Source organism: Pantoea sp. AN62 (assembly GCF_050432985.1).
GTDB classification, from domain to species: Bacteria; Pseudomonadota; Gammaproteobacteria; order Enterobacterales; family Enterobacteriaceae; genus Pantoea; species Pantoea brenneri.
This window is the reverse complement of sequence record NZ_JBNPYB010000018.1, coordinates 61371-74359: the sequence shown is the minus strand read 5'-3', so window position 1 is coordinate 74359 and position 12989 is coordinate 61371. Positions and strand designations below refer to the sequence as shown.

Here is a 12989-nt window from a genome sequence, read left to right as displayed (position 1 = left end):
TTTGGGCGGGCCAGCAAATGGCGATGAACGGGAGAGCACAGAGACGCGGCCAGCGCAGGGCGCGCTGGCCGCACCCGATTACGGTTTCATTACCTGGTCGTAGCTGCCGCCATCGGCGAAGTGCGCTTTTTGTGCCTGGGTCCAGCCGCCAAATTTATCCTGAATGGTAAACAGCTTCACTGGCGCAAAGGTGCTGGCGAATTTTTTCGCTACTTCAGCATCACGCGGGCGATAGTAGTTCTGCGCAGCGATGGTCTGGCCTTCTGGCGAGTAGAGATATTTGAGGTACGCATCCGCCACCTTGCGAGTGCCCTTCTCATCCACCACTTTGTCGACTACCGATACGGTGGGTTCGGCCAGAATAGATTCACTCGGCGTAACAATCTCGAACTTGTCTTTACCCAGCTTGTTAACCGCCAGATACGCTTCGTTTTCCCAGGCGATCAGCACATCACCGATACCGCGCTCAACAAAGGTATTGGTTGCGCCACGCGCGCCGGAATCCTGCACTTCAACGTTTTTAAACAGCGCCCGGACGTAGGCCAGCGCTTTAGCCTGATCGCCGTTATTGTGATCCAGTGCCCAGCCCCAGGCGGCCAGATAGTTCCAGCGTGCGCCGCCAGACGTTTTCGGGTTCGGGGTAATCACCGATACGCCCGGCTTGATCAGATCGCTCCAGTCATGGATCCCTTTGGGGTTGCCTTTGCGTACCAGGAAGACGATGGTCGAGGTGTACGGTGCGGAGTTGTCGGGCAGGCGCTGAAGCCAGTTTTTGTCGATACGACCACGCTCGGCAATCGCATCTACGTCGGATTGCAACGCCAGGGTGACCACATCGGCACGAATGCCGTTGATGACCGAGGTAGCCTGCTTACCGGAACCGCCATGAGACTGACGGACCACGACGTTATCGCCGGTTTCCTGTTTGTAGTGCGCACTGAACGCTTTGTTGTATTGCTCATACAACTCGCGTGTCGGATCGTAGGAAACGTTTAATAACTGGATGTCTTTCGCCAGCACGCTGGTTGAGGCCAGCAACAGGGTAATTCCGATACTCCACTTGTTCATTACGCACTCTCCCAATATCGTTATGGGCTAAGCGTGACATAAACCATTACAGAGCTAAAAGAATTAAAAATAAGCTGTTATAACCGTGCGGAATATACAGGCGAGCAGATCGGGCGTGCTGTGCTGCACGCCCGCAGAAGGGATCAGTAAAGCTGTTTAGCGGTATCCAGCCAGTCGCGCTTGAACGGACGCTTCATATTTTCAATCGCGTCGATGATGTCGTGATGCACCATCTTCTCGTTCTGGATGCCGACGCAACGTCCGCCGTAACCCTGCATCAGCAGTTCAATGGAGTAGGCTCCCATGCGTGACGCCAGAATACGGTCGTAAGCACAGGGTGCGCCGCCACGCTGAATATGACCCAGCACGGTTGAACGGGTTTCGCGTTTGGTTTCGGTTTCGATGAAGCGTGCCAGATCGTCGATATCGCAGATATGTTCGGTGATCGCCACAATAGCGTGCTTTTTACCTTTGGCGATGCCGGCTTTGATCTCCGCCACCAGCTCTTCGCGGGTGTAAGGGATTTCCGGCAACACGATAAATTCGCAGCCGCCCGCAATCGCCGCCGCCAGCGTCAGGTCACCGCAATAGCGGCCCATCACTTCAACAATCGAAATACGCTGATGCGAAGAAGAGGTATCGCGCAGACGGTCAATCGCCTCGACCACGGTTTCCAGCGCGGTGAAATAGCCAATGGTGTAATCGGTACCGGCTACGTCGTTATCGATGGTGCCGGGTAAACCGATGCAGGGAAAGCCCATCTCAGTCAGGCGTTTGGCGCCCATATAAGAACCGTCACCGCCAATAACCACCAGCGCATCGATGCCACGCTTTTTCATGTTTTCAATCGCGACCTGACGCACATCTTCATTACGGAATTCAGGAAAGCGTGCAGAACCGAGGAAGGTGCCGCCGCGGTTGATCATATCGGAGACGCTATAGCGATCGAGGTTGATCATGCGATCTTCATACAAACCCAGATAACCGTCATAGATCCCAAAAACTTCCAGTCCTTCACTCAGCGCGGAACGTACCACTCCACGAATAGCTGCGTTCATGCCTGGGGCGTCGCCGCCGCTGGTCAATACACCAATTTTTTTGATCATGACAACCTCTGGATTGTTCAAAACTAAGGGTTAATCCTGCCTGTCGATCGCTGCTGAGCATCATTCTTGCGATTAGCGCGACACGTGATGGCAGATAGTATATCAAAGGCTTGCTGCTGAATTGATTCAGGTCAGACAACTTTTCACTATTTTTTGCAGCAATGTTAGCGTTACGTCATGCCTTTCGTATCAGCTTGATTCATTTAAGTTAAAAACCTAAAGAATCTTCTCTCTCGAACGGTACCACAGAACAGGGATCCTGATGGATAATTACGTCCGAACCGGGAAATTCTTTGCGTAATGCTTTCTCAACCTGGTCGGCAACACGGTGTGCCTGCACCAGCGGCAGCTGATCTTCCAGCTCCAGGTGTAGCTGAATAAATTTGGTGGGTCCGGACTGGCGGGTACGCAGATCGTGTACCCCCTGAACCCGCGGCCACTGCGTCGCTATCGTCAGAATCCGCTGCCGTTCCTCTTCCGGTAACGCGCGATCCAGCAGCGCCTGTACCGCCTCATATCCCATCCGCAGCGCGCTGTAGAGAATGAACACGCCAATGCCCAGCGCAAACAGCGCGTCCGCGCGGGCGAAGCCGTAACCGCTCAGCACCAGCGCGATCAGGATGGCACCATTCATAATTACATCTGACTGATAGTGCAGCATATCGGCCCGGATCGCCTGGCTGCGGGTTTTGCGCACCACCCAGCGTTGAAAGGCCACCAGTATCAGGGTCGAGGCCAGTGCCACCACGGTTACCACGATGCCGACGCCAGGCGCACGGAGTACGTTTGGTGAAGCGAGATGTTGCAGGCCGGTCAGAAACAGGAACAGTGCGGAGCCCGAGATAAACATGCTTTGCGCCAGCGCCGCCAGCGATTCCGCTTTGCCGTGTCCGAAGGTGTGGTTTTCATCCGCCGGTTGCAGCGCATATCGCACCACCAGCAGGTTGGTCAGCGAGGCGGCGATATCGACCAGTGAATCGACCAGCGCAGCCAGCAAGCTCACTGAACCGGTGTACCACCAGGCGAAAATCTTTACGATTAACAGCACAGACGCAAGGATAGTCGCGGCCAGAGCAGCACGCTTTACCAGTCGACCATAAGAGGGTTGCATGCCAGGTTCCGTATGCAGCATCAAGGGAGATGCGCACCCAAATGAAAGAATGGCTAAAGTTTAACACTGCTGTCAGAAGGCCGCTTAATTGTGATCAAAGAGAGGGATGTCGGCCGGGGAGAACGCGATAATAAAAACAAGCCCCGACCACAGCAGGAGGACGGGGCACAGTGCTTAACACATCAGGGCCAGCATTATTTCATCTGCCAGCCGCGTCAGGGCGTGAGACAGCAATTACTTTTTGCCGCCTTTTTTTCCTGCTTCTGATGCTTTTTCACGATCGTTTTTGAAATTTCCGCCGCCGCTGTTCTGGCCGCCTTTTTTACCAGCTTCAGATGCTTTCTGCGGATTTTCTGCGAAATTACCTGAACCACCACGATGCTCTGCCATAACTTACTCCGTTAATAGATTCATTCAGGACGACATAATGTGGTTGTTGCTCCCTGAGACTTCGCGAAGACACTTCACTTCCCTGCAGTGACAGGATTAAGTGTAGAAGCTGGACCTGATCCAGCAAGCGCAACGCGGGGAATGCAGGCCGTTGAAAACCCAGGTTAATCTGATGACTTCCGCGCATAAGTTCATATATATCAATGAGTTAATAAATTACCTGCAGCGGCAAATACTCCCGGTGCGCTTAAGCGCAGTCATCGTGCGTAAACAGAGTTAAACGGCGGTGATCGGTAGCGCAGGCTGACTAAGCGCTAATCAAATGGCGTTTTTATTGCGGAGTGATGATTACTGTCAAAGCAAAAAAACCAGTAAAAAGATAAAAAAAACCCCCGCATCATGCGGGGGAAGACAGGGATGGTGTCTATGGCAAGGAAAACAGGGATACTATGTTACTGGTTACTGCTGGTACTACTCACTGCTTGCAGTGATGATGCTGACTGCAAATTCGATAAATGACGCAGCTCATTCAGTCGCTGCTGGTAGTTCTTCTGCAACGTGGCCTGCTGGGCCGGCGTTAGCAGATGAAACATTTGATTCTGTACACGCGCCATCTCGACCTGTTGTTCAACCTGAACTCTGGCGATGGTTTCCGCCTTCTCGCGGATGGCCGTTTCGTTAAATTTGTCTGCAGTCACTAACTCATGCAGAGCGGCGATATCATCAAGACGGACCGCCGGGCGTTCGTGTCGGGCCTGTTGCATCAGGTCACGCATCTGCTGACGCTGCTGTTCGGTCAACTCGATGCCCTCGAACATGTGGCTTTGCGGATTTTGCGTCATACTGCCTGTCGGCAATCCGCCATGATGCATCTCGTCAATCGTCGTCGTATCTTTTGCACCTGCGCTGGCGAGACTGAGAGCCATCGCTGAGGCAAGGACGACGGCGGTTAATGTGCGCATCGTTTACTCCAGTTCGTTCCGTTTTGCGATTCAACGAGAGCCAGTGTACGGCGATAGCTGCAAACATCCGTCAGGGGGTGTAAAACTACGTAAAGCGATGGATAGGTGCGCCAGGAACACGGTATTTTGCCTGCGGAGGGCTACAAAAATGAATAAAATCCTGTTGGTAGATGATGACCGCGAATTAACTTCGCTTTTAAAAGAACTGTTAGAAATGGAAGGGTTTGAGGTGGTGGTAGCCAGCGACGGTGAACAAGCGCTGAACCTGCTTGATAACTCCGTTGATCTGCTGTTACTGGATGTGATGATGCCGAAGAAGAACGGTATCGACACCCTGAAAGAACTGCGACAGCAACATCAGACTCCGGTCATCATGCTGACCGCGCGCGGTAGCGAGCTGGATCGCGTACTGGGCCTCGAACTGGGCGCGGATGACTATCTGCCTAAACCGTTTAACGATCGTGAGCTGGTGGCCCGTATCCGCGCTATTCTGCGCCGCTCTAACTGGAGTGAACAGCAACAGCAGCAGGACAACAGCTCACCGACGCTGGAAGTCGACTGCCTGCGGCTTAATCCGGGTCGCCAGGAGGCCAGCTTTGATGATGTGACGCTGGATCTGACCGGCACCGAATTCACCCTGCTCTATCTGCTGGCACAGCATCTGGGTCAGGTGGTGTCGCGTGAACATCTGAGTCAGGAAGTGCTGGGTAAACGCCTGACGCCGTTTGACCGGGCGATTGATATGCACATCTCCAACCTGCGCCGTAAGCTTCCTGAGCGTCGTGATGGTCATCCATGGTTTAAAACCTTACGCGGCCGGGGCTACCTGATGGTTTCGGCATCATGATTGGCAGTCTGACCACCCGCATCTTTGCCATCTTCTGGTTAACCCTGGCGTTGGTATTGATGCTGGTGCTAATGGTGCCCAAACTCGATTCCCGCCAGATGACCTCGCTGCTTGAAAGTGAACAGCGGCAGGGCATCATGATTGAGCAGCACGTTGAAGCCGAGTTGTCACAGGATCCGCCTAACGATCTGATGTGGTGGCGCCGGTTATTCCGTGCAGTAGAAAAATGGGCGCCGCCGGGTCAGCGGCTGCTGTTAGTGACCAGCGAAGGCCGGGTAATCGGCGCGCAGCATAATGAAATGCAGGTTATCCGCAATTTTATCGGCCAGTCCGATAATGCGGATCATCCGCAGAAAAAGAAGTATGGTCGGGTTGAACTGGTGGGGCCGTTTGCGGTTCGGGACGGTGAAGATAACTATCAGCTCTACATGATTCGTCCAGCCAACAGTTCTCAGCTCGATTTCATCAATCTCCTGTTTGATCGCCCCTTATTGCTGCTGATCGTGACAATGCTGATCAGTTCGCCGCTGTTGTTGTGGCTGGCCTGGAGCCTGGCACGTCCGGCCCGTAAGCTGAAATATGCTGCCGATGAAGTCGCCAGCGGTAACCTGCGTCAGCATCCGGAACTGGAATCGGGCCCGCAGGAGTTCCTGGCTGCCGGCTCCAGCTTTAATCAGATGGTCAGTGCGCTGGAACGGATGATGACCGGTCAGCAACGTCTGCTGTCAGACATCAGCCATGAGCTCCGTACGCCGCTTACCCGACTGCAGCTGGCAACGGCGCTGCTGCGTCGTCGTCAGGGCGAGGGCAAAGAGCTGGAGCGCATTGAGATGGAAGCGCAGCGTCTGGATGGCATGATTAACGACCTACTGGTGCTGTCGCGCACCCAGCATAAAAATGCGCTGGTCAGTGAGGCGATGAAGGCGAATCAGCTGTGGAACGGGGTGCTGGAAGATGCCCGCTTCGAAGCCGAGCAGATGGGCAAGAAGATGGACATACCTTATCCGCCGGGTCCATGGCCGCTTTACGGCAATCCGCACGCGCTGGAGAGTGCGCTGGAGAATATCGTGCGTAACGCGCTGCGTTATTCAAACAGCCACATCAGCGTCAGCTTCTCGGTCGATATCGCCGGTATCACGGTACATGTCGATGATGATGGTCCTGGCGTCAGCCCGGAAGATCGCGAACAGATTTTCCGACCGTTTTACCGTACTGATGAAGCGCGCGATCGCGAATCGGGCGGCACCGGCCTCGGTCTGGCCATCGTCGAAACCGCCGTGCAGCAACATCGCGGCTGGGTTAAGGCCGATGACAGCCCGCTTGGCGGCCTGCGCCTGACGATCTGGTTACCGCTCTACTCCTCCGGTCGACAATAATTTGCTATGCTTCGGCCCTCGTTATCGGGGGCCTTATGCTTAACATTGTGTTGTTTGAACCAGAAATCCCGCCTAATACCGGCAATATCATTCGCCTGTGCGCCAATACCGGCTTTCAGCTCCACCTGATTGAGCCACTCGGCTTTGCCTGGGATGACAAACGCTTACGTCGTGCCGGTCTGGATTATCACGAATTTACCGCCATCAAATTCCACGCAGACTATGCGGCATTTCTGGCGGCAGAATCGCCCGCGCGGCTGTTTGCCCTGACCACCAAAGGCACGCCAGCGCACAGCGCAGTGCAGTATCAGGCCGGGGATTATTTACTGTTTGGTCCGGAGAGCCGCGGATTGCCGGCTGAGATTTTGCAGGCCTTACCGGCACAGCAGAAGATTCGTATACCGATGCAGGCCGAAAGCCGCAGTATGAATCTGTCGAATGCGGTCTCGGTGGTGGTGTATGAAGCGTGGCGCCAGCTCGATTACGCTGGCGCACTGATTAAAGGCTAGATGCCGTCGCCAAACTGAAAGCCCGCCAGGCTGCCGTTGAAGTGCTGATCCATATCCATTGACGGCTTATCACTGCCGGGTTTACCCACGATGCGCGCAGGCACGCCTGCGGCGGTGGTGTGCGGTGGCACAGGCTGCAGGACCACGGAACCCGCGCCGATTTTTGCTCCGCGTCCGACCTCAATGTTGCCAAGGATTTTCGCCCCGGCACCAATCATCACCCCTTCACGGATTTTTGGATGACGATCGCCGCTGGTTTTGCCGGTCCCGCCGAGCGTAACTGACTGCAGGATCGAGACATCATTCTCAACCACTGCCGTTTCACCAATCACAATGCCGGTCGCATGGTCGAGCATGATGCCGTGACCAATGTTAGCGGCAGGATGGATATCAACCGCAAATGAGACGGAAATTTCATTCTGCAGATAAACCGCCAGCGCACGGCGTCCCTCGTTCCACAACCAGTGGCCGATACGGTAGGCCTGTAAGGCGTGGAAGCCCTTAAGATAGAGCAGCGGCGTGGAATATTTGTCCACCGCCGGATCGCGCTGACGGACCGCCTGAATATCATAGGCGGCTGACAGAATCATCGTGGGGTCTTCGCGATACGCTTCTTCGACAATTTCACGGATGGCGATCGCGGGCATAATCGGATTGGCCAGCTTATTAGCCAGCATATAACTCAAGGCACTACCGAGATTCTCATGCTTAAGCAATGTCGCGTGGTAAAAGCTGGCCAGCATCGGCTCACAATCAGCCAGGGCTCGCGCTTCTGCTTTGATATTATTCCAGACCAGTTCTAACTCATCAGACGACATTGCTGTTTTCTCCCGATAAAAAAAGCGCCTGAATGGGCGCTACAGGTGATGACGCTACGCTTCCTGCTTTAGCTATTGCTGTTTTCGTCCTTCCTTGTCCGCCCCAGCAGGCTTAATGCTGCATCCCGCGCGGGTTTTTCGCAATACAACACCTGATAAATCTGCTCGGTGATCGGCATTTCGACGCCGACACGCGCAGCTAACGCTCTGACTTCTTTGGTGTTTCGGTAGCCTTCTACAACTTGTCCGATAATGCGTTGCGCGCTATCTACATCCTCACCTTGTCCCAGCATCATGCCAAAACGACGGTTGCGCGACTGATTATCGGTACAGGTCAGTACCAGATCGCCCAATCCCGCCATGCCCATAAAGGTAGTGGGATCGGCACCCAGCGCCGCGCCAAGACGGCTCATTTCCGCCAGCCCGCGCGTAATTAATGCGGTACGTGCATTGGCACCAAAACCGATGCCATCCGAAATACCGGCACCGATAGCAATCACGTTTTTCACCGCCCCGCCCAGCTGTACGCCGATAAAGTCAGGGTTGTTGTAAACGCGAAAACTTTTACCACAGTGCAGCTTCTGCTGCAGATCGTCAGCAAACTGCGCATCGGTCGCCGCCAGTGCAATCGCGGTCGGTAAACCTGCCGCCAGCTCTTTCGCAAAGGTCGGGCCAGAGATCACTGCCAGCGGAATCGCCTCGCCAACGATCGCACGCGCCACATCCTGCAGCAGACGTCCGGTCTCTTTTTCCAGCCCTTTGGTCGCCCAGACAATACGCGAATCGGCACGCAATTCCGGCTTGATCTGCTGCAGCACATCACCAAAGACGTGACTCGGCACCACAATCAACAGATCGCGGCTGGCCGCAATGGCTTTCGCCAGGTCCGGCTCAAGGGAGAGATTATCAGGGAACGGCACATCGGGCAGGAAGGCGGTATTACAGCGGTCAGACTGAAGTTGCGCCAGGTGCGCCGGGTTATGTCCCCACAGCAGCACCGGATGGCCGTTACGGGCCAGGGTAATCGCCAAAGCGGTGCCGTACGAGCCGGCACCGATGACGCTAATCGAAGCGTGAGTAGTCATCAGGCATCCTGATGTGGTTCGGCGCCTTCTTCACCTTGCTGCTGCTGCAGGTAGTTCATGAACAGCGCATCAAAGTTAACCGGCGCCAGGTTCAGCTGCGGGAAAGTACCACGTGAAACCAGGCTGGTAATGCATTCGCGGGCATACGGGAACAGGATGTTCGGGCAGTAAGCACCCAGGCAATGGGCCATCTGCGTGCCTTCGATACCGCTGATAGTGAAAATACCAGCCTGCTGAACTTCACACAGGAAAGCGGTCTCTTCACCCACGGTTGCGGTTACAGTCACACGCAGCACGACTTCATAAACTTCGTCAGCCAGTTGGGAAGATGCAGTATCCAGATCCAGTTTTACGTCCGGCTCCCACTCTTTCTGGAAAACCTGCGGCGCGTTAGGCGCTTCAAATGAGATATCTTTGGTGTATACGCGCTGAATCTGGAATTGCATTTCGTTAGTGTTGTGTTCTGACATGTGACCAGGTCCTATAAGTGAGAATGTCCGGCGTAAAATTACGCCTGCAGTAAAGGATCTAAACCTTCGCGATTATCGAGTGCAAATAAGTCGTCGCAGCCGCCAATGTGCTGCGCATCAATGAAAATCTGAGGCACGGTAGTACGACCGCTGCGCTTAATCATCTCTTCACGTTTCGCCATGTCCCCATCAATGGGAATCTCCTGGAACGATACGCCTTTTTGCGTTAACAGCGCCTTCGCCCGATGGCAGTAAGGGCAGGTCGCTTTGGTATACATCTCAACATTTGCCATGATTTAGCACCTCAGTAAGATTATTTACCGCGAATTAACGGCAGATTTTCACCGCTCCAGCCGCTGATGCCGTCTTTCAGCACCGATACCTGAGTAAAGCCAGCAGCACTCAGATGGGCAGCAGGATCGGCCGCGCTTTGTCCGGTCGCACACACCACGATGATCGGCTGTGCTTTATGTTTTTCCAGTTCGCCTAAGTTGCCTTTTTTAATCTCTGCGGCTGCCACATTCAGCGCGCCTGAGATATGCCCTCTGCGAAAATCGTCGCGCGAACGCACGTCTACAACTACCGCGTCCTCTTTGTTAATCAGGCGGGTTGCTTCACCGCGGCTGATGGTTTTTACCTTAGAGAACATTCCTTTAACGGTAGTCACAATCACCAGAATGAGTAAAACAACCCATGCCAGACTGAGGATGGGGTGATTGCTTGCAAACTGCATAATTTCTTGCATGAGGGGTAACGACTCCAGACCGGGCTAATAAGCTAAAACAAGGGTTCTGAGTATACCTGCGCCACTTCTCATGTACAGATGCTAAGCGGCCAGAGTGGCAATTTGAGTAGCATTTTCCAAAAAAATCTGGCTAAAGCACAAAAATGGCGTAACGCTTAGGCGATGTCCTGTAAAAACCGGACATAACTGGAAAAGCAAATGCCGGTGCGGTTTACTGGTAAGCGGCGGTTCATCGTGGAATAATCATTGGCCTATGAAGGGAAAAACAACCGTTTCGCACACAAGGACCCGTCGCAACGGCGATAACCTGCCGTTGTCCACACATCTGTCCACCCTCTCCCTTAGCCTGCTTTGTGCGGGCGTACTGTTATTGCCAACCGCCGCGCGCAGTGCGGAAGACAGCAAATCTCAACTGCAATCTATTCAGCAAAACATCGCCGAAAAAGAGAAAAGCGTTAAAGCGCAAAAACTACAGCGCAGCAAACTGCTGGATCAGTTGCAGAGTCAGGAAAAAATCATCGCTCAGGCCAGCCGTCAGCTGCGCGAAACCCGGAATAGCCTGACAGCATTGAACAATGACATCAGCCAGCTCGCCAGCTCGATCGTCCGGCTTGAAAAGCAGCAGACGCAACAGGAAAAGCTGCTTTCACAGCAGCTCGACGCCGCGTTTCGCCAGGGCCAGCATAATGGCCTGCAACTGCTGCTGGGTGGCGAAGAAAGTCAGCGCAGCGAGCGCATTCTGGCCTATTTCGGTTACCTGAATGCCGCGCGCCAGAAGAGCATTGAGGCGCTGCAGCAGACACGACAGGATTTGAACCAGCAGCGGGCCTCGCTGGAGCAGAAGCAACAGCAGCAGAAAGGCCTGTTAGCCCAGCAGCAAAGCCAGCAGCAGAAACTGCAGCAGGCGAGCGCAGCACGTAAGAAAACCTTGTCGGTACTGGAAAGCGCGCTGGAAAAAGATCAGGCCGATCTGGTGGAGATGCGCCAGAACGAAACCCGCCTGCAGGACAAAATCGCCCGGGCAGAGCGTGAAGCACGGGAACGTGCTGCCCGCGAAGCGCGTGAAGCGGAAAAAGTGCGTCAGCGTCAGGCGCAGGCGAAAGCCAAAGGATCAAGCTATCAGCCGACCCAGAGTGAACGCGAGCTGGTCGCCCGAACCGGCGGCCTGGGTCGCGCGGGCGGTCAGGCCTTGTGGCCGGTACGCGGACGTATTGAGCATCGCTTTGGCGAACAGCTACAGGGTGAGCTGCGCTGGAAAGGGCTGGTGATTGATGCGCGCGAAGGCACCGAGGTGAAAGCCATCGCCGACGGTCGCGTACTGATGGCCGACTGGTTACAGGGCTATGGTCTGGTGGTGGTACTGGAGCATGGTAAAGGCGATATGAGCCTGTATGGCTACAACCAAAGCGCTCTGGTGACCGTCGGTGCACAGGTGAAAGCCGGTCAGCCTATTGCGCTGGTCGGTACCAGCGGCGGCCGTGGCACACCGTCGCTCTATTTTGAAATTCGACGTCAGGGACAGGCCGTCAACCCACTCCCGTGGTTAGGAAAATAAGTTTTGCTACAACTTCGAAAAATCTCCGTACTGCTGAGCAGTTTGCTGCTCAGCTACGCTGCCCACGCCGGCAAACTCGCGATTGTGATTGATGATGTCGGTTATCGTCCGACCGAAGAGAACAAGGTTCTGCAGATGCCGCAGGCGATCTCGGTTGCCGTGCTGCCCAATGCGCCGCACGCGCGTGAAATGGCCACCAAAGCGCATCAGAGTGGCCACGAGGTATTGATCCATCTGCCGATGGCACCGCTCAGCAAGCAGCCGCTGGAGAAAGATACCTTAACGCCGGAGATGAGCAGTGAAGAGGTAGCACGCATCATGCGTAATGCCGTCAGCAACGTGCCTTATGCGGTGGGTCTCAATAACCATATGGGCAGCAGAATGACCTCCAGCCTGCCCGGCATGCAAAAAGTGATGCAGGCGCTGAACCACTACAACCTCTACTTCCTGGATAGCATGACCATCGCCAACAGCCAGGCAGTGCCGGCGGCGCAGGGTACCCAGGTCAAAGTGCTGAAGCGCAGAGTTTTTCTGGATGACAGCCAGGATATTAACGCCATTCGCCAGCAGTTTAGCCGCGCGGTAAAGCTGGCGCAGCGTGATGGCTACGCCATCGCAATTGGTCATCCGCATCCCAACACGGTCCGGGTGCTGCAGCAGATGTTACCCACGCTGCCGGCTGAGATTACCTTAGTCCGTCCCAGCCAGTTGCTGAACGAGCCGCTGCATAATGGCACTCGCCCGCCAGCCACATCGGTAGCGCCAACCAAGCCCGCTTCTCCGCGCTTCCAGCCGCCAGGGCTGTGTAAGCCGAAACGGCCGCTGACACCGGTTCCGGCGACCCGAGCACTGGAAGTGGTAGGCGAAAGCGTGAGCCAGAGTCCGCTGTTTAAGCAGGTAAAAAGTCTGTTCTGAATTTGCTATGAATGCTAAGTATGCAGCTTAGC

The 12989-nt window shown here is 54.8% G+C and carries 15 protein-coding genes; 5 read left to right on the top strand and 10 right to left on the bottom strand.

Going from position 1 to position 12989, the window contains the following annotated elements:
* Positions 1 to 78: 78 nt before the first annotated feature.
* From FHW04_RS19795 to cpxP, 5 genes are all read right to left on the bottom strand, one after another.
* Positions 79 to 1068 (bottom strand): sulfate ABC transporter substrate-binding protein, encoded by a 990-nt coding sequence (locus FHW04_RS19795; protein WP_031375606.1) that lies wholly within the window; start codon positions 1066 to 1068, stop codon positions 79 to 81.
* A 143-nt stretch (positions 1069 to 1211) separates the two neighbouring features.
* Positions 1212 to 2174, bottom strand: a complete 963-nt coding sequence (gene pfkA / locus FHW04_RS19790) for a 6-phosphofructokinase (protein WP_046289520.1) — start codon at positions 2172 to 2174, stop codon at positions 1212 to 1214.
* Between the two features lie 208 nt (positions 2175 to 2382).
* Positions 2383 to 3285, bottom strand: coding sequence for a CDF family cation-efflux transporter FieF (gene fieF / locus FHW04_RS19785; protein WP_031375604.1), 903 nt, complete (start codon positions 3283 to 3285; stop codon positions 2383 to 2385).
* Between the two features lie 234 nt (positions 3286 to 3519).
* Positions 3520 to 3675 (bottom strand): general stress protein, encoded by a 156-nt coding sequence (locus tag FHW04_RS19780; RefSeq protein WP_031375603.1) that lies wholly within the window; start codon positions 3673 to 3675, stop codon positions 3520 to 3522.
* A gap of 452 nt (positions 3676 to 4127) precedes the next feature.
* Positions 4128 to 4637, bottom strand: coding sequence for a cell-envelope stress modulator CpxP (gene cpxP / locus FHW04_RS19775; RefSeq protein WP_031375602.1), 510 nt, complete (start codon positions 4635 to 4637; stop codon positions 4128 to 4130).
* Positions 4638 to 4785: 148 nt separating this feature from the next.
* Between cpxP and cpxR the strand changes: the two genes are divergently transcribed.
* The 3 genes from cpxR to trmL are packed head-to-tail and all read left to right on the top strand — an operon-like array spanning position 4786 to position 7369.
* Positions 4786 to 5484, top strand: a complete 699-nt coding sequence (gene cpxR / locus FHW04_RS19770; protein WP_031375601.1) for an envelope stress response regulator transcription factor CpxR — start codon at positions 4786 to 4788, stop codon at positions 5482 to 5484.
* A complete protein-coding gene (gene cpxA, locus FHW04_RS19765) occupies positions 5481 to 6860 on the top strand; it encodes an envelope stress sensor histidine kinase CpxA (RefSeq protein WP_031375600.1) in 1380 nt (459 codons plus the stop codon). Before cpxR ends, cpxA begins: the two co-directional genes overlap by 4 nt.
* A gap of 35 nt (positions 6861 to 6895) precedes the next feature.
* Positions 6896 to 7369, top strand: a complete 474-nt coding sequence (gene trmL, locus FHW04_RS19760) for a tRNA (uridine(34)/cytosine(34)/5-carboxymethylaminomethyluridine(34)-2'-O)-methyltransferase TrmL (RefSeq protein WP_031375599.1) — start codon at positions 6896 to 6898, stop codon at positions 7367 to 7369.
* Here the strand turns inward: trmL and cysE are convergent.
* From cysE to FHW04_RS19735, 5 genes are all read right to left on the bottom strand, one after another.
* Positions 7366 to 8187 carry a serine O-acetyltransferase gene (gene cysE / locus FHW04_RS19755; protein ID WP_046289519.1) on the bottom strand — a complete coding sequence of 274 codons (822 nt, stop codon included), beginning with the start codon at positions 8185 to 8187 and terminating at the stop codon, positions 7366 to 7368. The genes trmL and cysE overlap by 4 nt on opposite strands.
* A gap of 68 nt (positions 8188 to 8255) precedes the next feature.
* The gene (gpsA, locus tag FHW04_RS19750; protein WP_179420101.1) at positions 8256 to 9272 is read right to left on the bottom strand and encodes an NAD(P)H-dependent glycerol-3-phosphate dehydrogenase; all 1017 of its coding nucleotides are present in this window, start codon (positions 9270 to 9272) and stop codon (positions 8256 to 8258) included.
* Positions 9272 to 9742, bottom strand: coding sequence for a protein-export chaperone SecB (gene secB / locus FHW04_RS19745; RefSeq protein ID WP_031375597.1), 471 nt, complete (start codon positions 9740 to 9742; stop codon positions 9272 to 9274). Before secB ends, gpsA begins: the two co-directional genes overlap by 1 nt.
* 38 nt (positions 9743 to 9780) lie before the next feature.
* Positions 9781 to 10035: a glutaredoxin 3 gene (gene grxC, locus FHW04_RS19740; RefSeq protein WP_008926942.1), complete on the bottom strand. Its 255-nt coding sequence runs from the start codon at positions 10033 to 10035 to the stop codon at positions 9781 to 9783.
* 20 nt (positions 10036 to 10055) lie between these two features.
* Positions 10056 to 10487, bottom strand: a complete 432-nt coding sequence (locus FHW04_RS19735) for a rhodanese-like domain-containing protein (protein ID WP_031375596.1) — start codon at positions 10485 to 10487, stop codon at positions 10056 to 10058.
* Positions 10488 to 10740: 253 nt separating this feature from the next.
* Between FHW04_RS19735 and envC the strand changes: the two genes are divergently transcribed.
* Positions 10741 to 12042, top strand: a complete 1302-nt coding sequence (gene envC, locus FHW04_RS19730) for a murein hydrolase activator EnvC (RefSeq protein WP_089562338.1) — start codon at positions 10741 to 10743, stop codon at positions 12040 to 12042.
* Between the two features lie 3 nt (positions 12043 to 12045).
* Entirely contained in the window at positions 12046 to 12957 is a 912-nt protein-coding gene (locus tag FHW04_RS19725; RefSeq protein WP_031375595.1) for a divergent polysaccharide deacetylase family protein, read from the top strand.
* Positions 12958 to 12989: the final 32 nt, after the last annotated feature.

Coding starts and splice junctions, on each gene's coding strand:
- FHW04_RS19795 (WP_031375606.1), bottom strand. CDS start 1,068: ATGAACAAGTGGAGTATCGGAATTACCCTGTTGCTGGCCTCAACCAGC.
- pfkA (WP_046289520.1), bottom strand. CDS start 2,174: ATGATCAAAAAAATTGGTGTATTGACCAGCGGCGGCGACGCCCCAGGC.
- fieF (WP_031375604.1), bottom strand. CDS start 3,285: ATGCAACCCTCTTATGGTCGACTGGTAAAGCGTGCTGCTCTGGCCGCG.
- FHW04_RS19780 (WP_031375603.1), bottom strand. CDS start 3,675: ATGGCAGAGCATCGTGGTGGTTCAGGTAATTTCGCAGAAAATCCGCAG.
- cpxP (WP_031375602.1), bottom strand. CDS start 4,637: ATGCGCACATTAACCGCCGTCGTCCTTGCCTCAGCGATGGCTCTCAGT.
- cpxR (WP_031375601.1), top strand. CDS start 4,786: ATGAATAAAATCCTGTTGGTAGATGATGACCGCGAATTAACTTCGCTT.
- cpxA (WP_031375600.1), top strand. CDS start 5,481: ATGATTGGCAGTCTGACCACCCGCATCTTTGCCATCTTCTGGTTAACC.
- trmL (WP_031375599.1), top strand. CDS start 6,896: ATGCTTAACATTGTGTTGTTTGAACCAGAAATCCCGCCTAATACCGGC.
- cysE (WP_046289519.1), bottom strand. CDS start 8,187: ATGTCGTCTGATGAGTTAGAACTGGTCTGGAATAATATCAAAGCAGAA.
- gpsA (WP_179420101.1), bottom strand. CDS start 9,272: ATGACTACTCACGCTTCGATTAGCGTCATCGGTGCCGGCTCGTACGGC.
- secB (WP_031375597.1), bottom strand. CDS start 9,742: ATGTCAGAACACAACACTAACGAAATGCAATTCCAGATTCAGCGCGTA.
- grxC (WP_008926942.1), bottom strand. CDS start 10,035: ATGGCAAATGTTGAGATGTATACCAAAGCGACCTGCCCTTACTGCCAT.
- FHW04_RS19735 (WP_031375596.1), bottom strand. CDS start 10,487: ATGCAAGAAATTATGCAGTTTGCAAGCAATCACCCCATCCTCAGTCTG.
- envC (WP_089562338.1), top strand. CDS start 10,741: ATGAAGGGAAAAACAACCGTTTCGCACACAAGGACCCGTCGCAACGGC.